Source organism: Clostridium fungisolvens, from assembly GCF_014193895.1.
Lineage (GTDB): Bacteria > Bacillota > Clostridia > Clostridiales > Clostridiaceae > Clostridium_AR > Clostridium_AR fungisolvens.
This window is the reverse complement of sequence record NZ_BLZR01000001.1, coordinates 1,128,462-1,151,819: the sequence shown is the minus strand read 5'-3', so window position 1 is coordinate 1,151,819 and position 23,358 is coordinate 1,128,462. Positions and strand designations below refer to the sequence as shown.

The 23,358-nt window shown below is 32.3% G+C and carries 17 protein-coding genes; 2 read left to right on the top strand and 15 right to left on the bottom strand.

Features of this window, described 5'->3' with window-relative positions; all coding sequences use genetic code 11:
- Positions 1-107: 107 nt before the first annotated feature.
- A complete protein-coding gene (locus tag bsdtw1_RS04470) occupies positions 108-749 on the top strand; it encodes a flavodoxin family protein (RefSeq protein ID WP_183276403.1) in 642 nt (213 codons plus the stop codon).
- Between the two features lie 127 nt (positions 750-876).
- On the opposite strand, the gene nudC is transcribed toward bsdtw1_RS04470, so the two are convergent.
- The 12 genes from nudC to bsdtw1_RS04410 all read right to left on the bottom strand — a co-directional run bounded on the left by nudC (position 877) and on the right by bsdtw1_RS04410 (position 15,205).
- Positions 877-1,686 (bottom strand): NAD(+) diphosphatase, encoded by an 810-nt coding sequence (nudC, locus tag bsdtw1_RS04465; RefSeq protein ID WP_183276402.1) that lies wholly within the window; start codon positions 1,684-1,686, stop codon positions 877-879.
- Between the two features lie 46 nt (positions 1,687-1,732).
- Positions 1,733-1,969 carry a hypothetical protein gene (locus bsdtw1_RS04460; protein ID WP_183276401.1) on the bottom strand — a complete coding sequence of 79 codons (237 nt, stop codon included), beginning with the start codon at positions 1,967-1,969 and terminating at the stop codon, positions 1,733-1,735.
- Positions 1,970-2,208: 239 nt separating this feature from the next.
- Entirely contained in the window at positions 2,209-3,369 is a 1,161-nt protein-coding gene (fucO, locus tag bsdtw1_RS04455; protein WP_183276400.1) for a lactaldehyde reductase, read from the bottom strand.
- Between the two features lie 61 nt (positions 3,370-3,430).
- On the bottom strand, positions 3,431-4,249 hold the full coding sequence (gene rhaD / locus bsdtw1_RS04450; RefSeq protein ID WP_183276399.1) for a rhamnulose-1-phosphate aldolase: 819 nt from the start codon (positions 4,247-4,249) through the stop codon (positions 3,431-3,433).
- 8 nt (positions 4,250-4,257) lie between these two features.
- Complete coding sequence (gene rhaA / locus bsdtw1_RS04445; RefSeq protein WP_183276398.1) at positions 4,258-5,514, bottom strand: L-rhamnose isomerase; 1,257 nt, start codon at positions 5,512-5,514, stop codon at positions 4,258-4,260.
- A 199-nt stretch (positions 5,515-5,713) separates the two neighbouring features.
- Positions 5,714-7,114 (bottom strand): rhamnulokinase, encoded by a 1,401-nt coding sequence (rhaB, locus tag bsdtw1_RS04440; RefSeq protein WP_183276397.1) that lies wholly within the window; start codon positions 7,112-7,114, stop codon positions 5,714-5,716.
- A gap of 161 nt (positions 7,115-7,275) precedes the next feature.
- On the bottom strand, positions 7,276-8,487 hold the full coding sequence (gene mmsB / locus bsdtw1_RS04435) for a multiple monosaccharide ABC transporter permease (RefSeq protein WP_183276396.1): 1,212 nt from the start codon (positions 8,485-8,487) through the stop codon (positions 7,276-7,278).
- A complete protein-coding gene (gene mmsA, locus bsdtw1_RS04430; RefSeq protein ID WP_183276395.1) occupies positions 8,488-10,023 on the bottom strand; it encodes a multiple monosaccharide ABC transporter ATP-binding protein in 1,536 nt (511 codons plus the stop codon).
- A 205-nt stretch (positions 10,024-10,228) separates the two neighbouring features.
- A complete protein-coding gene (gene chvE / locus bsdtw1_RS04425) occupies positions 10,229-11,326 on the bottom strand; it encodes a multiple monosaccharide ABC transporter substrate-binding protein (RefSeq protein WP_183276394.1) in 1,098 nt (365 codons plus the stop codon).
- 172 nt (positions 11,327-11,498) lie between these two features.
- Positions 11,499-12,761, bottom strand: coding sequence for a response regulator (locus tag bsdtw1_RS04420; RefSeq protein ID WP_183276393.1), 1,263 nt, complete (start codon positions 12,759-12,761; stop codon positions 11,499-11,501).
- A 2-nt stretch (positions 12,762-12,763) separates the two neighbouring features.
- The gene (locus bsdtw1_RS04415; protein WP_183276392.1) at positions 12,764-14,233 is read right to left on the bottom strand and encodes a sensor histidine kinase; all 1,470 of its coding nucleotides are present in this window, start codon (positions 14,231-14,233) and stop codon (positions 12,764-12,766) included.
- A 3-nt stretch (positions 14,234-14,236) separates the two neighbouring features.
- A complete protein-coding gene (locus bsdtw1_RS04410) occupies positions 14,237-15,205 on the bottom strand; it encodes a sugar-binding protein (RefSeq protein WP_183276391.1) in 969 nt (322 codons plus the stop codon).
- A gap of 328 nt (positions 15,206-15,533) precedes the next feature.
- On the opposite strand from bsdtw1_RS04410, the gene bsdtw1_RS04405 reads away from it, so the two are divergent.
- Positions 15,534-15,911: a CBS domain-containing protein gene (locus tag bsdtw1_RS04405; protein WP_183276390.1), complete on the top strand. Its 378-nt coding sequence runs from the start codon at positions 15,534-15,536 to the stop codon at positions 15,909-15,911.
- Positions 15,912-15,984: 73 nt separating this feature from the next.
- On the opposite strand, the gene bsdtw1_RS04400 is transcribed toward bsdtw1_RS04405, so the two are convergent.
- The 3 genes from bsdtw1_RS04400 to gltB form a co-directional block, all read right to left on the bottom strand.
- The gene (locus bsdtw1_RS04400; RefSeq protein WP_183276389.1) at positions 15,985-16,956 is read right to left on the bottom strand and encodes an AraC family transcriptional regulator; all 972 of its coding nucleotides are present in this window, start codon (positions 16,954-16,956) and stop codon (positions 15,985-15,987) included.
- Between the two features lie 215 nt (positions 16,957-17,171).
- The gene (locus bsdtw1_RS04395; protein ID WP_183276388.1) at positions 17,172-18,656 is read right to left on the bottom strand and encodes a glutamate synthase subunit beta; all 1,485 of its coding nucleotides are present in this window, start codon (positions 18,654-18,656) and stop codon (positions 17,172-17,174) included.
- A 17-nt stretch (positions 18,657-18,673) separates the two neighbouring features.
- Entirely contained in the window at positions 18,674-23,209 is a 4,536-nt protein-coding gene (gltB, locus tag bsdtw1_RS04390; RefSeq protein WP_183276387.1) for a glutamate synthase large subunit, read from the bottom strand.
- Positions 23,210-23,358 lie beyond the last annotated feature (149 nt).

The window sequence follows — 23,358 nt, the reverse complement described above, 5'->3', positions numbered from 1 at the left end:
TTCTTTTTATATTAGGATATATAATTTATTATATAAAGTCAATTAAAGACGAACCAGGTCTAAGCAATGAGGCTATCATCAAGTATTACGTTGGAGGAGATATTAATATGAAGGTTATTGCTTTAAACGGCAGTCCTAGAAAAACTAAGAACACTGCTAAAATGTTAAAAGAAGCTCTTGAAGGAGCAAAAACACAAGGAGCAGAAGTTGAACTTATCAATCTTTATGATTTAAGTTATAAGGGCTGTATTAGCTGTTTTGCTTGTAAGCGAATAGGTGGACAAAGTCACAGAAAATGTGCTGTTAACGATGATTTACAATCAGTACTCAGAAAAATTGAAGAAGCTGATGCCCTTATACTTGGTTCACCAATATATTTTGGAGAAGTAACAGGTGAGATGAGGTCATTTTTAGAACGTTTCCTATTCCAATACCTAGCATATGACAAAAATCATTCATTCCATTTCAATAAAAAATTATCTGTAGGATTGATTTACACAATGAATGTTCCTAGTGAGTATATGAGTGCTGTTGGATATGAAGATAAATTCAAAAATACTGAGGAAATGTTAAAGAGATTCTTTGGCCAAGCGGAATCCTTATTTGCAAACGATACTTACCAATTTGACGATTATTCAAAATATGATTCAACGATGTTTGATGTAGACCATAAGATTAAAGTTAGAGATGAACAATTTCCTAAAGACCTAAAGAAAGCTTTTGAATTAGGTATAAGATTAACTCAATAAAAGTCGCACAGACTATAATACTTTTTTAAATCTTCAATTTAAACAAAATACTCATGATAAGCATATTTCACTTCTTATCATGAGTGTTTTGTTTTTGCCATGTTTAAGGCTATTGTTGAAATTAAATTTATATAACTCCATCAATTATCCTTCTTGCTAAAGAAAATTTCTCTGGCAAGTTTGGTAAGCTATCCTTTTCAAACCAATCTGCATATAATATTTCTTTTCCATCTACCTTTATCTCACCAGATTCATATTCTGCTATGAATCCAAGCATCAGTGAGTTTGGGAAAGGCCATGGAGAACTATTATGATATCTTATGTTCTTAATATTTATACCAACTTCTTCAAGAACCTCTCTCTTAACTGCGCTTTCTAGATCTTCTCCTGCTTCAACAAAACCTGCGATTAAGCTATACATATTGTTCTTGAAATTGCTATTGTGAGCAAGTAAGATCTGTTCACCTTTCATAACCGCAACTATAATAGCTGGACATATCACAGGATACATTACATGATTACACTTTTGGCATACTTTCGCAATTTCATCTTCTTTAGTTACAGTATTTCCTCCACATTTCCCACAGAACTTATTAGTTCTGTTCCAGTGAAGTATTTGATTTGCTCTTCCTGCCGCAGAAAATAGGCATTCATTTACTGTATTCGCAAAGTCTCTTAAGGACATTAGTTCAAAGCCCTCAGATGTCTCAATTTCAGAATGAGTCTCTGTAGCAAAACAGCCATTCTCTACAATTTCTCCGATAAAGAACTGCTCCTCATATTTTATGTTTAATGGTTTTAGCTCCTTCAACAAAGGAATTTTTATAGAATTTTCTTCTATCTTAACTAATATATTTCCATTAAAAAACACGAACATAAAATCATTCTCTGTGCTTTTTTTGGTCACATCAGATATTATTTTAAAGTACTGTTCCATATTTAGAAATCCTTTCTTTGATGCCTAATGTTCTAATTTGATAGGTTTAGTTATTTGATATCCGCTTATATTTTAGAAACGCCTTTATTACATATATAAGATACCCTACAACTACAAAATGAAATACTATTATAAGGAATATATAGAAGTAGGCATTTGATATGTATTTAGAAATAAAGTTTATTGCAGGCAATATAATGAGTATGAAAAACATAACAAGATAACTTAAATCTTTTGTTTTCTTACCTTGTTCCGAATTAACAAAATCAATGATACCTCTCATAATAAATCTCTCAATTTTAAGTATTTTATCTATTCTATAATTATACTGCTTATAACTATGTATATCAATTTTTTTACTCATCTATCTTTACGAAGAAATGTGAATAGATTTACAAATCAATATAGTTTGATTTTCTAAACATCCTAATAATGCTAGTAAAATAATTATGGCTATGTTTAATAATATAGAAACAGAAAAACCAATGAACTCAGTAGCTCATTGGTTTTTTTAATCCTATTTTACTTAAAAGCCTTCTTGTATAATTCTAATATCTCTTCAACATTTGTATCTCTTGGATTTCCAGGAGTACAAACATCAGCATATGCCATCTTAGCAAGCTTTTCTAAATCTTCTTCCTTAGCTCCTATTTCAGCTAACTTTTGTGGTATACCAATGCTCTTTGAAAGAGTAACTACTGCATCTACTGCTGCTCTTCTATATTCTTCTTGAGTCATTGAGTCTACATTTTCAACACCCATTTGACGAGCGATTTCTCTATACTTTTCTCCAGTAGCTGGTGCATTGTATTCCATAACATATGGTAGTAACAGTGCATTAGCAACACCATGAGGAGTGTCATATACAGCTCCTAATTGATGAGCCATTGAATGAACTATTCCAAGTCCTACATTTGAAAATCCCATTCCAGCTATATATTGAGCTGTAGCCATTCCATCTCTAGCTTCAACATCATTACCGTTTTCTACTGCCTTTGGAAGGTTATTAGCTATAAGTTCTATTGCCTTTAATTCAAACATATCAGTCATAACCCAAGCACCTTTAGTTGTATATCCTTCAATAGCATGAGTTAAAGCGTCCATTCCAGTTGCAGCTGTTAAACCCTTAGGCATTGAAGTCATCATTTCTGGATCTATTACAGCAAGAACTGGGATATCCTTAGGATCTACACAAACCATCTTCTTTACTGCTTCTTCATCAGTTATAACGTAGTTTATAGTTACTTCTGCTGCAGTTCCAGCTGTTGTTGGTACTGCTATTATTGGAACTGATTTATTCTTAGTTGCAGCTACTCCTTCAAGAGACTTAACATCTGAGAATTCTGGATTGTTAGTTACGATACCGATTCCTTTAGCTGTATCTATTGAAGATCCTCCACCTATAGCTAGTATGAAGTCAGCTCCTGACTCTGCATAAGCCTTAACCCCTGTTAGAACATTTTCAATTGTTGGATTTGGTTTTACATTATCATATATAACATAAGGAACACTTGCTTCTTCAAGAACTCTTGTAACCTTTTGAGCAACATTAAACTTTAATAGATCTTTATCAGTTACTACAAAGGCTTTCTTAAATTGTCTGTTCTTTGCTTCTTCTCCTATTACACTGATAGAACCTTGTCCAAAATAAGATGTTTCATTAAGAACTATACGATTTACCATAAAAATTCTCCTCCCAAAATATCGTTTAAAAATAAAATTTATAACAATGTTATAGTTTTAATTATTGTAGGTATTTTTCATCCAGTTCAACCTTAAAGTCTCTTGCTAAATCTCTAAAGTTATCTGAAGTTATTGTTTGTTTCTTTCCACCCATAGATAATACTTTAACTAATATTTCAGCAGATTTTTCTACTGTGTCCATTAGTCCGAAAGTAAGATCTAAATCTTCTCCTGAACAGAATGTTCCATGATGAGCCCATATAACTATGTCATGTGACTTCATAAGTTCACCTGTAGCTTCAGCAATTTCTGCTCCACCTGGTACCATCCAAGGAACTACACCGATACCACTTGGAAATACCACTGGACACTCTGTAGCCATCTCCCATAACTCTCTTGTAAACACTTGTCCATCCAGAGGAAGAACAAAAGTTAATGCTATTAGATTTGTAGTGTGTGAATGCATTATAACTCTATGTTTTCCATTTGTTGCAGCCTTCTTTATTGAGTGACTGTTAAGATGTGAAGGAAGTTCACTTGTTGGTCTAGCACCATTTACAAGTCCCCATACTATCTTGTAGTTTTCACCTTTTTCATCTATCTTAATAAGGCCAACGTTTTCTTCTAAACAAACTGATACATTTCTTATGAACTTTCCACTTCCAGTAACTAAGAAGATTTCATTTGCTAGATTTTCAACCTTTATGCCTATTGGAGTATATTCTCTTGAATCATCTATATATTTCTGTACTCCATTAGTTTCTTCTTCTGTTAGTCTGTAAGTTATATTTCCACCATTTCTTTCATGCCAACCCTTAAGCCATGCATCATTAGTTATCTTAGTAAATGTTTTTATGAAATTCATATCTTGTAGTGCCATCATTATACCTACTTTCTTTCTGCTAATATTGTTTTTTCATATTCTTTAACTTCATTTATCCATTCTTCTTTAACTGGAACATTGTTTATTTCACAGTAGTAGTTCCATATATCTCCTAATGGATAGGTCTTTAACTCTTCCATTAATGCTAATCTTTCTGTGAAGTTTCCTTCCTCTTGAAGTCTTATTAACTCTTCGTGAGGTGTAAGCATTGCAGAAAGTAAAGCTTTAAGCATGTTACGAGTTCCTATTACCCAAGCAGCTATACGGTTTATGCTTGCATCGAAGAAATCTAATCCTATTATTACTCTATCTAAAGCATCATTTCTTACTATTTCCTTAGCTATTTCTTTAAGTTCATCATCTAATATAACAACATGGTCACTATCCCAACGCACTGGACGACTTACATGAAGAGCAACTTTTTCAGAGAATAATAACATTGAAGATATCTTATCAGAAACTACTTCTGTTGGGTGATAATGTCCTGTGTCTAACAATGATAGAATTCCATTTTTAGCAGCATAGTTTATATAGAATTCACTTGAACCAACTGTATAAGATTCTGCTCCTATTCCAAATACCTTTGATTCTACTGCGTCTAAGTTGTAGTTTGAATCTATCTTTTCTGCAAATATCTGATCTAAGGAGTCTTTAAGTCTCTTTCTTGGTCCTAAACGATCACTTGGAATATCTTTATATCCATCTGGAATCCAAAGGTTTGTTAAACAAGTTTGTCCAAGTTCCTTACCGAAGTATTCACCAATCTTTCTTGAACCAATTGCATGTCTTATCCAGAAATCTCTTACTTCTTTGTTTGGATGCGATAAAGTTAATCCATCGCTAGCCTTTGGATGAGAAAATATTGTTGGGTTAAAATCTAAACCTAATCCTCTTTCCTTAGCCCAGTTCACCCAATTTTCAAAGTGTTCTGGCTTAAGTTCATCTCTTTCAACTACTTGACCATTAGTCTCAGCATATATAGCATGCAAGTTGACCTTATGCTTTCCTGGTATTAAACTTAATGCTTTGTCTAAGTCAGCTCTTAGTTGTTCAGGATTTGTAGCTCTTCCAGGATAGTTACCTGTAGCTTGTATACCACCTGATAGTGCATTTTGACTTACTTCAAAACCAGTTACATCATCACCTTGCCAACAGTGTACTGAAACCTTAACCTTTTGAAGGTCTTGTAATACTTTATCTACATCGATACCAAACTTTGCATATTCTTGCTTTGCAACTTCGTATTTTTCTTTTATATTCATGATAGCTCTCCTTTTCATCTTTAATTAATTATTTATTTTCATTAATCCATGTCCTGCATTATCCCTAATACTTATAAACAGTCTTACAAATACTTATTTATATAAACTGTACAGTTATATAGACTTCAACTAATGCTTATCCCCTAAACAAACATCCTCTATTTTGTACAGCTTTTAACAGCTTTAAATGTCACGAAACCTAAGGTATATAAGTCTTTATCTCGAAAGATTTTGCTATAAGCTTTCTTGCTTCTTCAAGGTTTGCTACCTTTTCGTAGCTTAGAAGCTGAGCAACTATGTTTCCTATAGCAGTAGCTTCTACTGGTCCCGCTAATACTTCTTTTTGTGTCACTTTTGCAAGAAGTTCATTGAGGAGTTCATTTTGGCATCCACCACCAAAAACATTTATTTTCTTATATTGTTTTTCAAATATTTCTTCAAGTTCTGCAATTGATTCTTTGTAGCTTGAGCTTAAGCTATTATAAACACAGTAGGCCACTTGTCCAACAGTTTCTGGAACCTGTTGATTTGTTTCTCTGCAGTACTCCTTTATTTCTTCAATCATATTTTCTGGATTTAAGAATCTATCATGATTAACATCTATAATCGAATTAAAATCTTCTGATTCCCTAGCCTTCACCACTAATTCCGCAAAGGAATATTTATTATCATAATTTTTTCTTACCTCTTGTATTATCCAAAGTCCCATTATGTTCTTTAAGAATCTAAATCTATAATCTATTCCACCTTCATTAGTGAAGTTATAATTCATAGATTGAGGTACACATATCGGAAAGTGATTCTCTACTCCCATTAGCGACCATGTTCCTGAGCTTAGGTACACACTGTCATTATCATTACATACCGAAGCTATAAAAGCTGAACCAGTATCATGCGTTGCAGGAAGTATAACCTCCATATCAAATCCAAACTCTTCTACTAATTCTTTTCTAAGATTTCCAAGACTGGTCTTAGGAAGCTTTATTTCTTGGAATATGGATTTATCAATTCCAAGCTGCTCTAAAATTTTATCATCCCAAGTTCTATCAAAAGAGTTTACCAGCTGAGTGCTTGTAGCATTCGTATATTCATTTGCTTTAACTCCAGTTAAAAGGAAGTTTAAGTAATCAGGAACCATTAAAAATGCTTTTGCATTTTCTAATATCTCTGGCTTTTTATTCTTAATTGCCATTAACTGATATATTGTATTGAATCTTTGAAACTGTATTCCTGTATATAGATAAAGCATATCTTTAGGAATAGTCTCAAATACTTCTTCCATTATCCCTTCAGTTCTATCATCTCTATATGCAACAGTGTTTCCTAGCACTTTATTTTCTTTATCTAATAGAACAAAATCTACTGCCCAAGTATCTATTCCTATACTTTTAGGTAATTTCCCAATTTCTTTACACTTATTAATTCCATTCTTTATCTCTTGGAATAGACCTTTTAAATCCCAGCAATATTCATCATCAATTTTCTTTATTCCATTTTCAAATCTATAAACTTCTTCTATCTTCATTTGTCCATCTTCAATATATCCCAAGATGTGTCTTCCGCTAGAAGCCCCGATATCAATGGCTAAATGATATTCCATAATTTATCCTCCTTAGCTTCGAAATCATTTACACAAGTAAATTATAGTTTTTGTATTAGGATTATATAATGTCTAGGTTTGTTTAATTTATTATCCTTATTTGCACTTTGCTTATAAATAGAAAAAGGAGAGCATCCGCTCTCCTTTTAACTCTAGTAAATCTATCTCTTTGACTTTGAAAATACATCAAAAGCAACTGCCATCAATAATACAAATCCCTTTATAGTCATCTGCATGTCACTTCCAACACCCATTATAGACATACCATTATTTAGTACACCCATTACTAGAGCTCCTATTATAGCTCCTATTACTGTACCGACACCACCATAAGCTGAAGCTCCACCTATAAAACAAGCTGCTATAGCATCAAGCTCAAAGTTTGTTCCTGATTGAGGTGCTGCTGCATTAAGTCTTGAAGTAAACGCTATACTAGCTACAGCACTTAATACTGCCATATTTACGTATGAGAAGAAAAGTACTCTATTTGTATTTATACCTGAAAGCTTTGCTGCCTTCTCGTTTCCTCCCATAGCATAAAGGTATCTTCCTTGAATAGTATTATTAGCAAAGAAAGAATACACGAATACTAATACACCAACTATAACAAATATAACTGGAATCCCCTTATATTTTGCAAACCAATAAAACACTAAGTTCGTAGCTAAAACTACTACAGCAATTTTACCAATCAAAAGATATAAAGAATTACTTTCATACTCATTCTTTTTACTTGCAGACCACTTCTTTACCTCTAACAATATATAAACTATAGAAATTATAATTCCAGCTATGATTGCTGTTAGGTTCAAAGCTGAGGCCCCTTTAAAAATGTCTGGTATATATCCTCCACTTAACTTTTGAAAACTCTCTGGGAATGGAGATAGAGTTAACCCTTTAAGCATAGTTATTGTAAGTCCTCTAAATATAAGCATACCTGCAAGTGTTACTATAAATGCTGGTATTCTTACATAAGCTATCCAAAATCCCTGCCATATCCCAATTATTAAACCCGCTACTAGGCAAAATACTATTGCTAACCATATATTCATTTTCATACTTACTATAAAAGTTCCAAGTAATGCTCCTATAAAAGCACACACTGAACCGACAGAAAGGTCTATATTTCCACCAGTTAAAATACAAAGCGTCATACCAATGGCTAAAATAAATACATAGCTATTTTGAAGTATTAAATTTGCTACATTCATTGGAACCAACAATATCCCATTGGTTAAAATCTGAAATATGATTATAATAACTACCAATGCTATAAGCATTGCATACTGTCTTACATTACTCCTGAAGGTACTTTTAATTACATCTAATAAATTATGCTTAGTATTATCTCCAGATTTTTGAACTGTTTGCATTTATATAACCTCCCTATTACTATTCATTATGCATTTCATTATGGACTCCTGAGATGCATCTTTTTTATCTAGTTCGCCCACTATTTTTCCGTCATTAATAACATAAATCCTATCACAAACACCTAGTATTTCCGGTAACTCAGATGATATAAATATAACTGACTTTCCACTATCCGCTAAGTCATTTATAATCTTATATATTTCATATTTTGCACCTATATCTATTCCTCTTGTAGGCTCATCTAGGATAAGGACATCAGGCTCAGTAAAGATCCATTTACTAAGTACAACTTTCTGTTGATTTCCTCCAGAAAGATTTCCTACAACCTGCAATATGCTTGGTGTTTTTATATTGAGCTTTTGCCTATATTCTTCAGCAACATTAGTCTGACTTGATTTATCTATAACAAAATTCTTACTTATCTTAAATAAATTAGCTATAGTAATATTATTCTTTATATTATCTATTAGGTTTAAACCTGCAGTTTTTCTATCCTCTGTAGTATAAGCTATACCATGTTCTATAGCCTGTCTGATGGTGTTAACGGTAATTTCTTTGCCATCTTTAAATATTTTCCCTGTTATATGAGTACCATAAGCCTTCCCAAAGATGCTCATAGCAAATTCTGTTCTTCCTGCCCCCATAAGACCTGAAAGTCCAACGATTTCGCCTTTTTTAACTTTTATATTCATATCCTTGATAACTTTCCTTTGTGGTATCAATGGATCATGTACATTCCAATCTTTAACCTCAAAAACTACATCTCCAATATTAGGAGTATGTTCTGGGAATCTGTGAGTAAGGTCACGTCCAACCATTCCCTTTATTATTCTATCTTCACTTATATCACCGTCATTTTCTAAAGTTTCTATAGTAGCTCCATCTCTTATTACTGTTACCCTATCAGCCACTTTCACAACCTCATTAAGTTTATGGGAAATAAGTATTGAAGAAATACCTTCTTTTTGTAATTCTAATATTAAATTTAATAAATGATCTGAATCTTCTTCATTTAAAGCAGCAGTAGGCTCGTCTAATATTAAGAGCTTAACATTCTTAGCTAAAGCCTTTGCTATTTCTACAAGCTGCTGTTTTCCTACACCTATATCTATAATCTTTGTATTAGGATTTTCATTAAGTCCTATCCTATTTAGCATTTCTGAAGCTTTATCTTTTGTCTCGCGCCAGTTTATAATATTATTTTTTTCTCTTTCATTTCCTAAGAATATGTTCTCAGCTATGGATAGATATGGTATTAATGCTAGTTCTTGATGAATTATTACTATACCCTTCTTCTCGCTATCTTTTATATTCGTGAATCTGCATTCCTGTCCTTCATATATGATATCTCCAGTGTAAGTTCCATAGGGATATATTCCACTTAGGACATTCATTAAGGTAGACTTACCAGCTCCATTCTCTCCTATAAGAGCATGAACTTCTCCTTTTCTTACATTTATATTTACATTATTTAAAGCCTTAACCCCTGGAAAGAGTTTTGTTATATCTTTCATTTGAAGAATATAATCCTCCATCTTTTTCCCTCCCATATATAGATGTACCACTTCTTAATAAAATTTATATTTTTAAATTCTCTCACCAGAAACCGTGAGAGTTTTATAAATGGATTTCGGTAAGAACTGGTACATCATTAGATACTTTTCTTTCTGCTGTCCTAATATGTTTATAAAGCCGAGCACCTTAGCTTTGTGCTCGGCTAAACTTATTGTTTATATTTTACTATTTTAAATCAGCTTCCTTATAGTATCCGCTATCTATAAGTATTGATTTATAGTTTGAAGCATCAGCATAAACTGGATCGCATAGGAATGATGGTACAACCTTGCTTCCATTGTTATAAGTCTTTGTATCATTTACTGCAGCTTCCTTACCCTGTACTAAACTGTCAACCATCTCAACTACTTTTGAAGCAAGAGTTCTAGTATCCTTGAATATTGACATAGATTGTTGCTTATTTATCATAGCGATTACATTTGGTTTATCGCAGTCTTGACCTGTTAATATTGGATATGGTTTGTCGCTGCTTCCATAACCAGCATTTTTAAGAGATGCAACTATACCTATAGCTAAACTATCATTTGGAGAAAGTACTACATCAAGTTTTTTGTCCTTTGCATAGTTAGCTGTAATTAAGTTATCCATTCTTGCCTGAGCCTTAGCTGAATCCCAGCCTTGAATTGCAATTTTAGTAAAATCTTTTTGGCCACTTGCAACAACTAATTTTCCATTATCAATATAAGGTTGTAATATGCTCATAGCACCATTAAAGAAGAAAGTAGCGTTGTTATCATCTGGTGAACCACCAAATAGTTCTATATTAAATGGGCCTTTTCCATCCTTTAAACCTAGTTGTTTTTCTATATATTGTCCTTGAATTACTCCAACCTTGAAGTTATCAAATGTTGCATAGTAGTCAACATTAGGTGTCTTCATTATCAATCTGTCGTAAGCTACTACCTTTACGTTATTATCTGCTGCTTTCTTAAGAACATCTGTCATTGCTGATCCGTCTATTGCAGCCACAACTAAAACCTTACAACCTTTAGTTATCATATTTTCTACTTGTTGAGTCTGAGTATTTACGTCATTGTTAGCATATTGAAGCTCTACCTTGTATCCTTTTGCTTCTAGCGCTGATTTCATGTTGGATCCGTCTTGATTCCATCTTTGAAGTGATTGAGTAGGCATAGCTACACCAATTAACTGTTTACTAGAAGTGGCTGCGCCTGCATCTGTAGCTTTTGTCCCAGAATTACCACAACCAGCTAAGGTTGCCATTAAGCCTAAAGCTAAAAGAGTAGTAAGTACTTTTTTCATTTTTATTCCCCCTTGAAGTTTATTTTGACCACAGACTCATTATAGTTTTTGAATACGTTTAACTAAAGGTTTTTACTTGCCTTTCACTGGTAAACTCTTGCGGAGATTTTTACTGCAAAAAAATACCCATATAGAAGTATTATTTAAATACACTACTATATGAGCTCATGTTTTATTTTCTAAATTCTGTAGGGCTTCGCCCTTCATACTTTTTAAATACTTTACTAAAGTAATTTGGATCGTTATAACCAACAGAGAAACAAATCTCTTTTATGCTTATAGAGTTATCTCTAAGAAGTTCTTTAGCTTTATTTATCCTAAGAATATTTATATAGTCTGAAAAATTATAACCTATAATCTCTTTGAAAGTTCTGCTAAAGTAATAGCAACTAAGATTGAATCTTGCTGCAACAGTGTCAAGATCTAGTTCCTCCACCATATTATCAACTATATACTTCTCTATATCTTTAAAAAGCACTGATTTACTACTATCTATATTGTGATTATTTTCATTAGCATTGTCCTTTATATTCTCTATATGAATTATATTATTATCACATCTTTTTTCTAATGAAGTAGCTGCTTCTTTATATGATGTATGCATAGCTGCAAGTCCGCTATAGCACCTTCCTATCCCTATATTTATAGATATATCAAATATTCTTTGTACCTCTTTTCTTATATCAACAGCCAGTTTTACTATGGTAATCTTTTTGTCTTCATCGCTATGATCTACTGGAGCTTCTATAAAATACACTAATTCTTTAATAGATTTATATGTTCCTATGGCCCTATACTTTAAGTTTATATAACCTTTTATATATTCTCCTACCTTGCTTTTAATTTGATTGTTAAAAAGCTCTGTATCTCTACATTCGAGCTCTATCACCATTGAACATGTATTTTCAAAAGTTAAATTCAAATAATTCTTATACATCTGTTCATCTATAGCTTCAAAGGTATTATTTAGTATATAGTAGCTCAATTCATTTTCCATAACTGAAATTAAGTTATTGAGCTTTTCAGCATTCTCTATTTCGCTTTTTCTTTTAGCTTTCTCTTTATCTACACATGCTACTGCTTTTCTGATTTTCTCAATTAGTTCTGGTCTTCCAAAAGGTTTTAGTATATACTCTTTGACATTATTTTTCACAGCCTCCACTGCAAAGTCAAAATAATCATATGCCGTCAAAATAATAAAGTAAGTATTAGGTAGTGATCTCTTTATCTCTTCAATAGCTACTAATCCATTTATACCAGGCATTTTTATATCAGTTATAACAATATCTGGTCTAGTTTGTTCTGCTATCTCGATAGCTTCTCTTCCATTACGAGCTTCAAGCACCTCCAGTTTATCACCAAACTCCCAGCTTAGTATACTTATAATAGATTCTCTTTCATACTTTTCATCATCAGCAATAAGAAGTCTTACCATGTCTACATCAACACCTTTTTAGGAATTTTTAAATAGATTTTTGTTCCAAGCCCCTTTTTACTTTCTACTGAGAATAAATTTTTCTCATCATATAGTAACTCTAATCTATTAATTGTGCTTCTAATCCCCATTCCAGTAGTATGTCCTATGTGTTCACTGGAATTATCTTCTGAGCTTATTTTACTAAGAGTCTCTTCATCAATTCCGCAGCCACTATCTTCAATAAGCACAATTGTATAACTTCCTTCTTCATATATAGTTATCCCTATATTTCCCCCATCTTCCTTCGGTTCTATCCCATGTATAAAAGCATTTTCTACAAAAGGTTGAAGCGTCATTCCTGGAACCTTTACTTTTGTTAAATCAACTTTTAAATCTAATATAAAAGTAACTCTTTCATCATAGCGAACCTTTTGTATGAATATATATTGCTTTACTACATCAATTTCTTCCTTTAAGGTTGCATTTCGTTCCATCATTGTTAAGCTATATCTTAAAATTCCAGATACAGATTTTATAAGTTCTTCTGTTGTAGAAGCATTTTCTTTTATGGCTGTTTGATTTATGCAATTTAAAGTATTAAATAAGAAGTGTGGATTTATTTGAGATTGAAGTACTTTTAATTGACTTAACTTTAGTGCATTTTCATATTTTAAAATAGTAATCTCATCATCTATTACTTTTCTTTCGAGCTCAGCATTTCTTTTTAGTGAATTTATATATACTTTTATATTTTTTATCATGCTGTTGAAAGCTTCTGATAACAAATCTAATTCATATATATCAGTCTTCTCTCCTCCTACCATTTCAAAATCCCCATTTGAAACCTTTTTTGATGCCTTTACTAGCTGTTTCAACTTTAAGCTTATATTTCTAATAAAGAACAGTGTTGATAATATGCTCATCAACAGCGCTGCCGTAATATATAGCATTATAATCTTATTTATAATACGTTCTTTAACTTCATAGCTTTTATATAAGGTATCATTATAACTAATATAGCTATCCGTTAGATTAGTAATGTAACTATTACAATATGTCTGAATTTCTTTGGTAGAAACATAATGATCATAATAAGTATCAATAGACCCTCTATTATCATAAAGATCTATTGTCTTCTCTCCTTCAGCTCTATAGCTATAAAGAGTATTTATTAAATCCCTTAGGATATATTGACTTTCAGCGTCAGAAATCTCTCTAAGGGAATTTACCTTATTTAATGCTTCATCTAAATCTTTTCTAAAGTTATTTCTACATTGAGCAGTATTTGTCTGTATGTATTTATTAAAATTATCTGATGCATCATTAAGTAAATTTTTGATTTCGTTTATATTGTTTAATTTACTTAGCATAATAGAATAATTCTCATTTATCTTTCTATTTGTGAGTACTGCAGTAATATTACTTGTAGCTAACGGGATTATAATAATGAGAGCAAAAATAATGAACTTCCTTCTTAAACTATTTTTCATCCTCTACTCTCCCTGTTTTTTCTTGTATTCATTTATATTATTTTTATCAACAACTTGTACATCTGTTAAATTTACTTTATCTACTTTCTTACCTTGAGATATGTCCATTATCATATTCACTGCATTATATCCCATAAGGTACGGTCTTTGAACAATAGTGGAAGAAATTACTCCTGATTCGATAAGTTGTAAGGTTTCAGGCAAGTCATCAAAAGCAACAATCTTTACTCTCCCTACAAGTCCAAGGCTTGATACTGCTTTAGCTGCCCCTACTCCATCAAGAGCCGATGTACAAAATAGAGCTTTTATATTATAGTTTTTAGTTAGTATTTTCTTAGCTGCAAGTTCTGCTTCAAGTAGATATGAATCGGAAGATTCAACACTAACTATATCTATCTTTGAATTACTATTTATATAATCTTTAAAGCCCTGAACTCTTTCTTTTTGATTAGTTACGTCTTTACCACCTATAACTATACCGATATTTCCCTCGGTTCCAATTTGCCTTATCATCTCCTTGGCACCTTCAGTACCTGCGCCAATATTATCTGTACCAACATATGCTAAACGTTTACTTTTCTCTGCATCTGAATCAATTGTAATAAGAGGTATTCCATTGTCAACAACATTATTAATTACCGAATTATATTTACTTTCCTCCTGCACATATGTAATTATCCCACTAACCTTAGCTGCATACGCCATATTAATAAGTTTAAGCCCTTCATCAACATTAGCATAATCAGGCCCCTCAACCTTAACAACTGCATTTCTTTCCTTAGCAGCCTTTTCAGCCCCAGCCTTTATATATTGCCAATAGGGATTTGATTTTACATGGCAAATAAGTACTATCTCTGGTTTTATTTGCTCTTTAACATTGGCAGGTTCCTTAAAAATACCAAAAAGGATGAAAGTAAAAATTCCGAAAATTAAAATTGTTATTATATATCTTAGATTATAAAGATTCTTCATATCTTTCCCCTTTGATGATAACTCTTAATATTTACTTCTATGCTTTGATACACATGATTATTATATAATATATTACAAAATATGTATATTAAAATTATAACTTCTTATCAAAATATTACCAGTACTTTTTTGCTGTAGTTTTATTTTGCTTATTGTACCATTACTCCAAATTGTATCCTATTCTTTTAGCTTAATTTCAGCACAGTGCTTTAACATTTAAAAGTGTATAAAGAGCAATATTATTTTCTAAATATTCTGAATCTATGTTTTTTAATGTAGTTTTTTGTAGTAGAATAAGAATATAAACATATTTAAGGGAGATGATATCATGAACATCAGTAATATATTAAAGCCTAATCCTATCACTCTTAAAGTAAACGATGACATAGACAAAGCTTTAAAGCTTATGGATGAGTTTGATTTGAATGGTATGCCTGTAATAGATGATAACGAGGTTTTAGTTGGGATGGTAGTTAAAGCAGATATATACAGATTCATGGTAACCCCAGGACACTATGAAGATTGTCCAGTTGATTGGGTTATGTCTAAATCAATAATCTTAGCTCAAGCTAATGAAGATATTGTTGTTGTGGCAAAACGTTTAAGGAAAAATAATATTATTTCTATGCCGATTGTAGAAAACGAAAAGCTAGTAGGAATTATAAGCATTGAAGATTTATTAGATTATTATATTGGACTAGAATAAAATTCAAAATAAAAAAAAGAAGATATTAGTAGTCTTTATACCACTAAATATCTTCTTTTTTTATATTACACGTCTAATCCTCATACAGCTTTTTTCCTCTATATTCCTTAGGTGTAACTCCATACTTTTCTTTAAATATCTTATAAAAATAAGTAGGATTCTCATAGCCTATTAAATCTATTATTTCAACTATTGAGTACTCGGTAAGCTTTAAAAGTTCTATTGCCTTACTTAACTTTTTCTCTTGAAGAAGCTCTTTGAAAGTCATTTTTGTATGCTTTTTTATTAGTTTGCTGAGTTTGTAATGTGGCTGATTTAACTTTTTAGCAAGTTCAAATAAATTTGCATTCTTATAATATTTATCAATATATTTAAAACTTTGAATTATGAGTAGCTTATCATAATTATTAGCTGAATAAGTCTCAATATCTTTAGATCGCTTTACTAATTCAACTAAAAGTAATCCTACTAATAGTTTAATGGTTGCTTTACTCATTATAGAAGGTTCATAAAGCTCTGTTATTATTTTCTCTGCAAGTTCTTGTATATAATTTTTATCTGCTACTTTAAAATATAAATATTCTCCTTCACTATAATCCTTATATAGAGTAGTTAACAAAAACTTACTTATTAGGTTTTCATCATCTAAAAGAGTTATTATATAGTCAAAAAATTCTGGTTTAATTATAAAATTTATTATTATATCCTCTTCTTCAGAGGCTTCTATTTCATGTGTTATGTATTGATTTAAAAAGATTAACTCCCCTTGTTTTAAAGTAATCTTTCTATCATCTATATTCTGTGTTAACTGCCCCTTATAAACATAATTAAACTCTATGTAATTGTGTTTATGCTTTGGAAAACGTACAAACCTAGTATGTCTTCTTATATCAATTAGTTCTCCTGTTTGTAGGAGTTTTCTGCTATCTACTATGAATTCACCATTATCAGTATATAAGCTTTTATTAACATTTTCTTCTCCATTTAATATTTTTTCTTCTTCCTCTGTTAATGCTATGAGTCTTTGATATATATCTTCTCTCATAGATCCTCCTAAAAATATTTGTTAATTAAAATATTGTAGAAATATAAATTTCTTCATCGCCTATTTAATTATATCATCATTTAAATTCACTCTCTATGTAAATCAAATTTATAACACTTTTACTTTTCATATATGCTCGTCTTAATCTATAATGATTTAAACTCTTATTAATAGAAAAATACCACTTCACAAAATTATGAAGTGGTATTTTTATCTTAAACTAAAGTTGTATATCCTTCTAAGAACTTATCTACTTCTCTTGCACAAGCTCTTCCTTCATTTATAGCCCATACTACAAGACTTTGACCTCTTCTTACATCTCCACAAGCGAAAACCTTGGACACATTAGTTTGGAATTTTCCGTACTGAGCATTTACATTTGTTCTTCCATCAGTTTCTACTTCAAAGCCATCAGTTACATACTTCTCAGCTCCTACAAAGCCCATTGCAAGTAGTACCATGTCTGCTTTCCAGATCTTTTCACTACCTTCAACTTCCTTTGGAACAAAAGCACCATTTTCGTTTTTTTCCCAGTTTACATTCACCGTCTTTACTGCAGTAAGATTACCTTCTTCATCACCTATAAATTCTTTTACTGTGATTAAGAACTCTCTAGGATCCTTACCATTCAAATCAATAAATTCTTCTTGACCGTAGTCAACCTTATGAATTCTTGGGTATTGTGGCCATGGATTAGCTTCAGTTCTTTCTTCCGGCTGCTTACCCATAATTTCAAATTGGACTAAGGAATTGCAATTATGTCTTAGGCTTGTCGCAACACAGTCAGTTCCAGTGTCTCCGCCACCTATTACAATAACATTTTTCCCTTCTGCATATATATATTTCTTATCCTCTAAGTTTGAATCTAAAAGGCTCTTTGTAGTTGCTTTAAGAAAATCTACTGCATAATATATTCCCTTAAACTCTCTTCCCTTTGCCTTTAAATCTCTAGGATTTGATGACCCACAAGCTAAAACTACTGAATCATATTTTTCTAGAAGCTCCTTAGAATCAACATTAACTCCTACATTTGCGTTAGTTACAAAGTTTATGCCTTCTTCTTTCATGATATTTACTCTTCTATCAATTACAGCCTTATCAAGCTTCATGTTAGGAATACCATACATCAAAAGTCCGCCTATACGGTCATTTCTTTCATAAACTGTAACATTATATCCTCTTTTATTAAGCTGATCTGCACAAGCAAGTCCAGCTGGTCCAGAACCTATTATTGCTACATTTTTTTCCAATCTTACCTTTGGAGGATTAGGCTTAATTAAGCCTTCCTCAAAAGCTCTCTCTATAATAGATCTTTCATTTTCTTTTATAGATATTGCTGGTCCATTAATTCCAGCAGTGCATGCAGATTCACAAGGTGCAGGACAAACTCTTCCTGTAAATTCTGGAAAGTTATTAGTCTTTAGAAGTCTCTCAATAGCTTTCTTCCAATTCCCTTTATATATTAAATCATTCCATTCAGGTATAAGATTATTAACAGGACATCCAGATACCATTCCATTTATCATTATTCCTGACTGACAGAATGGTATACCACAGTCCATACACCTAGCACCTTGAACTTGTTGTTCCTCTTTGGAAAGAGGAGTTACAAACTCGTTGTAATCTTTTAATCTTTCCTTTGGTTTTTTCTTAGCTGCAACTTTCCTATCATATTCTAAAAAACCGGTTGGCTTTCCCATAATACTCCTCCTCTTTCCTACTTTCTTACTCCCTTTATTACATCAAAGGCCATTCTTTCTGCCTCTTCTTTTGAAGCACCTGAAGCTACATACTCTTTAATTAAGGTAATTATATTCTTATAATCCTTAGGCATTATCTTAATGAAGCCTTTCTTATATTCTTCAAAATTTGAAGCTATCTTCTTTGCTTCAGCTGAAGCAGTATATTTTTCATGCTCTTCTAGAAGCGAAAGTAGATTTTTTTCATCTGATGCATCTAACTCTTCTATATGAACCATGCTTTCATTTATATTTTTTCTCTTTTTTCCTTCAGAATCAAGAATATAAACTACTCCACCTGACATACCAGCTGCAAAGTTTCTTCCCACTGGACCCAGTATAACAACAGTTCCACCAGTCATATATTCACAACCATGATCACCAACACCTTCAACTACTGCTGTAGCTCCAGAGTTCCTAACCCCAAATCTCTCTCCAGCAACCCCTCTTATGAAGGCCTTTCCACTTGTAGCTCCATATAAAGCTACGTTACCAACCAATATATTTTCAGTTGAGTTAAGCGTCACAGTTTCTGGCTCGTATACTATGATTTTACCACCAGAAAGTCCTTTTCCTATATAGTCATTAGCATCTCCCTCAAGTTCTAATGTAAGTCCATTAGGAATAAATGCTCCAAAACTCTGTCCTCCTGCACCCTTTGTTTTAACCCAAATAGTGTCTTCAGGTAATCCTACTTCACCATATCTCTTAGTTATTTCACTTCCTAAGATTGTACCAAATACTCTATCAGTGTTACCAACATTCACTTCTAACTTAATATTGGACTTACCTTCAAGGGCATCTAAAGAATTTGGTACTAGTACCTTTGAATCTAATACATTATATAGCTTATGATCATAGCTTTCTTTATACTTATAGATTTTATCGTGTGGAACTTCTGGATTGAATAGCAGTCTTGATAGATCTACTTTCTTAGCTTTCCATCCACCAATAGATCTTTGTACTAATTTATCAGTACGTCCAATCATTTCATCTATTGTTCTGAAGCCAAGTTTCGCCATATACTCTCTTAGCTCCTCAGCTATAAAGTGCATGAAGTTTATAACATGCTCTGGCTTTCCCTTAAATCTCTTTCTTAATTCTTCATTTTGAGTTGCTATTCCAACAGGACAAGTATCAAGATTACATACTCTCATCATCACACAACCCATAACTACTAATGGCGCTGTAGCAAATCCAAACTCTTCTGCACCTAGAAGGGCTGCAATAGCTACATCTTTTCCTGACATTAGCTTTCCATCAGTTTCTATTACTACTCTTTCTCTTAAGCCATTTAAGATTAGAGTTTGGTGAACTTCAGCAAGTCCAAGTTCCCAAGGTAACCCTGCATGCTTTATAGAAGTTCTTGGTGATGCTCCTGTTCCTCCGTCATATCCACTTATTAGAATTACATCAGCTCCACCCTTTGCAACACCTGCTGCAACTGTACCGACTCCAGCTTCTGAAACAAGTTTTACACTTACTCTAGCTCTTGAGTTTACATTCTTAAGATCATATATAAGTTCTGCCAAATCTTCTATAGAATATATATCATGATGTGGTGGTGGTGATATTAAACCAACTCCAGTAGTTGAATGTCTTGCCTTAGCTACCCAAGGGTAAACCTTAGTTGCTGGAAGCTGTCCGCCTTCTCCTGGTTTTGCACCTTGTGCCATCTTTATCTGTATTTCTTTTGCATCAACAAGGTATTCTGACGTAACTCCGAATCTACCTGATGCTATTTGTTTTATTGCAGAAGATCTTAAATCTCCATTTTCATCAACAACAAATCTTTCTCTTTCTTCTCCACCTTCACCAGTGTTTGATCTTCCACCGATTCTGTTCATTGCAATAGCTAAGCATTCGTGAGCTTCCTTACTGATTGAACCGTAGGACATAGCTCCTGTTTTAAATCTCTTAACTATTGAATCAACTGATTCAACCTCATCTATAGAGATACTTTCATTATCTAAATTTAAATCTAATAAGCTTCTTAATGTTAAGTTATTTTTTTCATTGCTAACTAAAGAAGTATATTCTTTAAATTCTTTATAATTACCGGTCTTACATGCATTTTGAAGCTTATGAATTGTAAGAGGATTATATAAATGTTCTTCTTTATTACTTCTAAACTTATGAGCGCCTTCAGAATCAAGAGTAAAGTCTATAAGTCTTGCATCAAAACCTTGTGTGTGTCTTATCACAGCTTCTTTTTCAATATCAAGAAGATCTATTCCTTCAATTCTAGATGGTGTTAATGCAAAATACTTATCCACTACCTTCTTTGATATCCCAATTGCTTCAAAAATTTGAGCTCCGTTGTAGGATTGTATTGTTGAAATACCCATCTTAGAAATTACTTTAACTATTCCTTTTAAAGCACCTTTATTGTAGTTATAAACTGCCTTATCAAAGCTTAAATCCACAGTACCTTCCTCAACTAAAGTTCTAATTGATTCATAAGCCATGTAAGGATTTATTGCGTTAGCACCAAAACCTAAAAGTAGCGCAAAGTGATGAATTTCTCTAGGTTCTCCAGATTCTACAATTATACTAACCTTAGTTCTCTTCGCTTCATCAACCAGATGGTGATGTAAAGCTGAAACAGCAAGTAAAGCTGGGATTGGAACATTATTTTCATCAACAGTTTTATCAGAAAGAACTATAATTGAAGTTCCATTTTCTATGGCTTCATCAGCTTTTCTTAGTATATCATCTAAAGCCTTTTCAAGATTCCCTTCTTCTTTGCCCTTATTGAATACTGTTGGTATTATTACATTTTTAAACCCTTTATTTTCGATAGATAATACCTTATTAAAATCCTTATTTGATAATATAGGATTATCTAACTTCACTCTTCTACAGTTATCCTCACCTTCAGAAAGTATATTTGACTCTGCACCTAGATATACTCTCACAGAAGTTACTATCTCTTCTCTTATTGCATCTATAGGTGGATTAGTAACCTGAGCAAATAACTGTTTAAAATAGTTATATAATAGCTGTGGTCTATCACTTAAAACTGCCAGTGGTGTATCAACACCCATGGATACTAGTGGGTCATCTGCATTTACACACATAGGAGTTATTGTAGATGTAACATCTTCATAAGTGTATCCAAAAGCCTTTTGTAGTCTAACTAATTTTGCTTCTTCTAATTTCTCTTCAGACACAGTGATTTCCGGTATTTCTCTAAGCTTCAGCAAATTATCCTTAACCCAAGTTCCATATGGTTTTAAAGTAGAATAATTTTTCTTTAAATCATTGTCATCTATAAGCTCACCATTAACTGTATCAACAAGAAGCATTCTACCAGGTGTAAGTCTTCCCTTATACTTTACATTTTCGCTTTCAACATTCATAACTCCAACTTCAGATGATAGTATTAAATAATCATCCTTTGTTACATAATATCTTGAAGGTCTAAGACCATTTCTATCTAAAGTTGCACCTAAAATATCTCCATCAGTAAATGCTATAGCAGCTGGTCCATCCCAAGGTTCCATCATTGTTGAATTATACTCATAGAAAGATCTCTTATCTTTATCCATTTCATGATTCTTGCTCCAAGGTTCTGGAATAAGCATCATCATTATGTGAGGAAGAGTTCTTCCATTCATATATAAAAACTCTATTGTATTATCAAGCATTGAAGAATCCGAACCATTTTTATTGATTACTGGAAGAACTTTATTTAATTCATTTCCAAATATATCTGACTTAAGTTCTGATTCTCTTGCATTCATCCAATTTACATTACCTCTAATAGTGTTAATTTCACCATTATGAATAATGTATCTATTAGGATGAGCTCTTTCCCAGCTTGGGAAAGTATTAGTACTAAATCTTGAGTGAACAAGAGCTATAGCTGTATCCATCAGTTCATTTTGTAAATCTGGATAAAACTTTTCTACTTGAACTGCTGTAAGCATTCCTTTGTATACCAAAGTCTTTGATGAAAGACTAGCAACATACGCTTCAACAGCTTCTTTTTCAAATAATCTTCTAATTACATAAAGTTCTCTTTCAAAAGTCTTTGGATCGAAGTTATCGCTATTTGAAGCAACAAAACCCTGCATTATAAAAGGCATTGCTTCTCTAGATGCGTCTCCTAAATCCTCTGGATTAACAGGAACTTCTCTCCATCCCAAAAAGCAATGCCCTTCATTAAGAACAATATTTTCAAAAAGCGCCTTTGCTTTTTCTCTCTTCTCTTTATTTTTTGATAAGAAGAACATTCCTACACCGTAGTGCCCTTCTTTAGGTAATTCAAACTCACATACTTTTGTAAAGAAATTGTGCGATACCTGAATCAATATCCCTGCTCCATCTCCTACATTAGGATCAGCACCAGCGCCCCCTCTGTGCTCTAACTTAACAAGAATATCTAATGCATCCTTTACGATAGCATGGTTCTTTTTGCCTTTAATATGTGCAATTGCCCCAATACCACAGGCATCTTTTTCAAAACTCGGATCATACATACCTTGCTCTTTCGGAAAGTTACAAAACATAGCCAGTCCCCCTTTAATATTACTTTTGCTATATTAGATAAAATTGCTACATTTACTCAATAAATAATTCTTAACCATATGATTTAAGTATTCTTATATTTCATAAATATATAATTTTTATTTCAATACAACATACTCTTATATTATTT

Excerpts from the sequence above, each read along its gene's own strand:
- bsdtw1_RS04415 (WP_183276392.1), bottom strand. The coding sequence starts at position 14,233 with ATGAAAAATAGTTTAAGAAGGAAGTTCATTATTTTTGCTCTCATTATT.
- fucO (WP_183276400.1), bottom strand. The coding sequence starts at position 3,369 with ATGGTAAATCGTATAGTTCTTAATGAAACATCTTATTTTGGACAAGGT.
- mmsB (WP_183276396.1), bottom strand. The coding sequence starts at position 8,487 with ATGCAAACAGTTCAAAAATCTGGAGATAATACTAAGCATAATTTATTA.
- bsdtw1_RS04400 (WP_183276389.1), bottom strand. The coding sequence starts at position 16,956 with ATGAGAGAAGATATATATCAAAGACTCATAGCATTAACAGAGGAAGAA.
- chvE (WP_183276394.1), bottom strand. The coding sequence starts at position 11,326 with ATGAAAAAAGTACTTACTACTCTTTTAGCTTTAGGCTTAATGGCAACC.
- rhaB (WP_183276397.1), bottom strand. The coding sequence starts at position 7,114 with ATGGAATATCATTTAGCCATTGATATCGGGGCTTCTAGCGGAAGACAC.
- mmsA (WP_183276395.1), bottom strand. The coding sequence starts at position 10,023 with ATGGAGGATTATATTCTTCAAATGAAAGATATAACAAAACTCTTTCCA.
- nudC (WP_183276402.1), bottom strand. The coding sequence starts at position 1,686 with ATGGAACAGTACTTTAAAATAATATCTGATGTGACCAAAAAAAGCACA.
- bsdtw1_RS04460 (WP_183276401.1), bottom strand. The coding sequence starts at position 1,969 with ATGAGAGGTATCATTGATTTTGTTAATTCGGAACAAGGTAAGAAAACA.
- rhaD (WP_183276399.1), bottom strand. The coding sequence starts at position 4,249 with ATGGCACTACAAGATATGAATTTCATAAAAACATTTACTAAGATAACT.
- bsdtw1_RS04405 (WP_183276390.1), top strand. The coding sequence starts at position 15,534 with ATGAACATCAGTAATATATTAAAGCCTAATCCTATCACTCTTAAAGTA.
- gltB (WP_183276387.1), bottom strand. The coding sequence starts at position 23,209 with ATGTTTTGTAACTTTCCGAAAGAGCAAGGTATGTATGATCCGAGTTTT.
- bsdtw1_RS04410 (WP_183276391.1), bottom strand. The coding sequence starts at position 15,205 with ATGAAGAATCTTTATAATCTAAGATATATAATAACAATTTTAATTTTC.
- bsdtw1_RS04395 (WP_183276388.1), bottom strand. The coding sequence starts at position 18,656 with ATGGGAAAGCCAACCGGTTTTTTAGAATATGATAGGAAAGTTGCAGCT.
- bsdtw1_RS04470 (WP_183276403.1), top strand. The coding sequence starts at position 108 with ATGAAGGTTATTGCTTTAAACGGCAGTCCTAGAAAAACTAAGAACACT.
- rhaA (WP_183276398.1), bottom strand. The coding sequence starts at position 5,514 with ATGAATATAAAAGAAAAATACGAAGTTGCAAAGCAAGAATATGCAAAG.
- bsdtw1_RS04420 (WP_183276393.1), bottom strand. The coding sequence starts at position 12,761 with ATGGTAAGACTTCTTATTGCTGATGATGAAAAGTATGAAAGAGAATCT.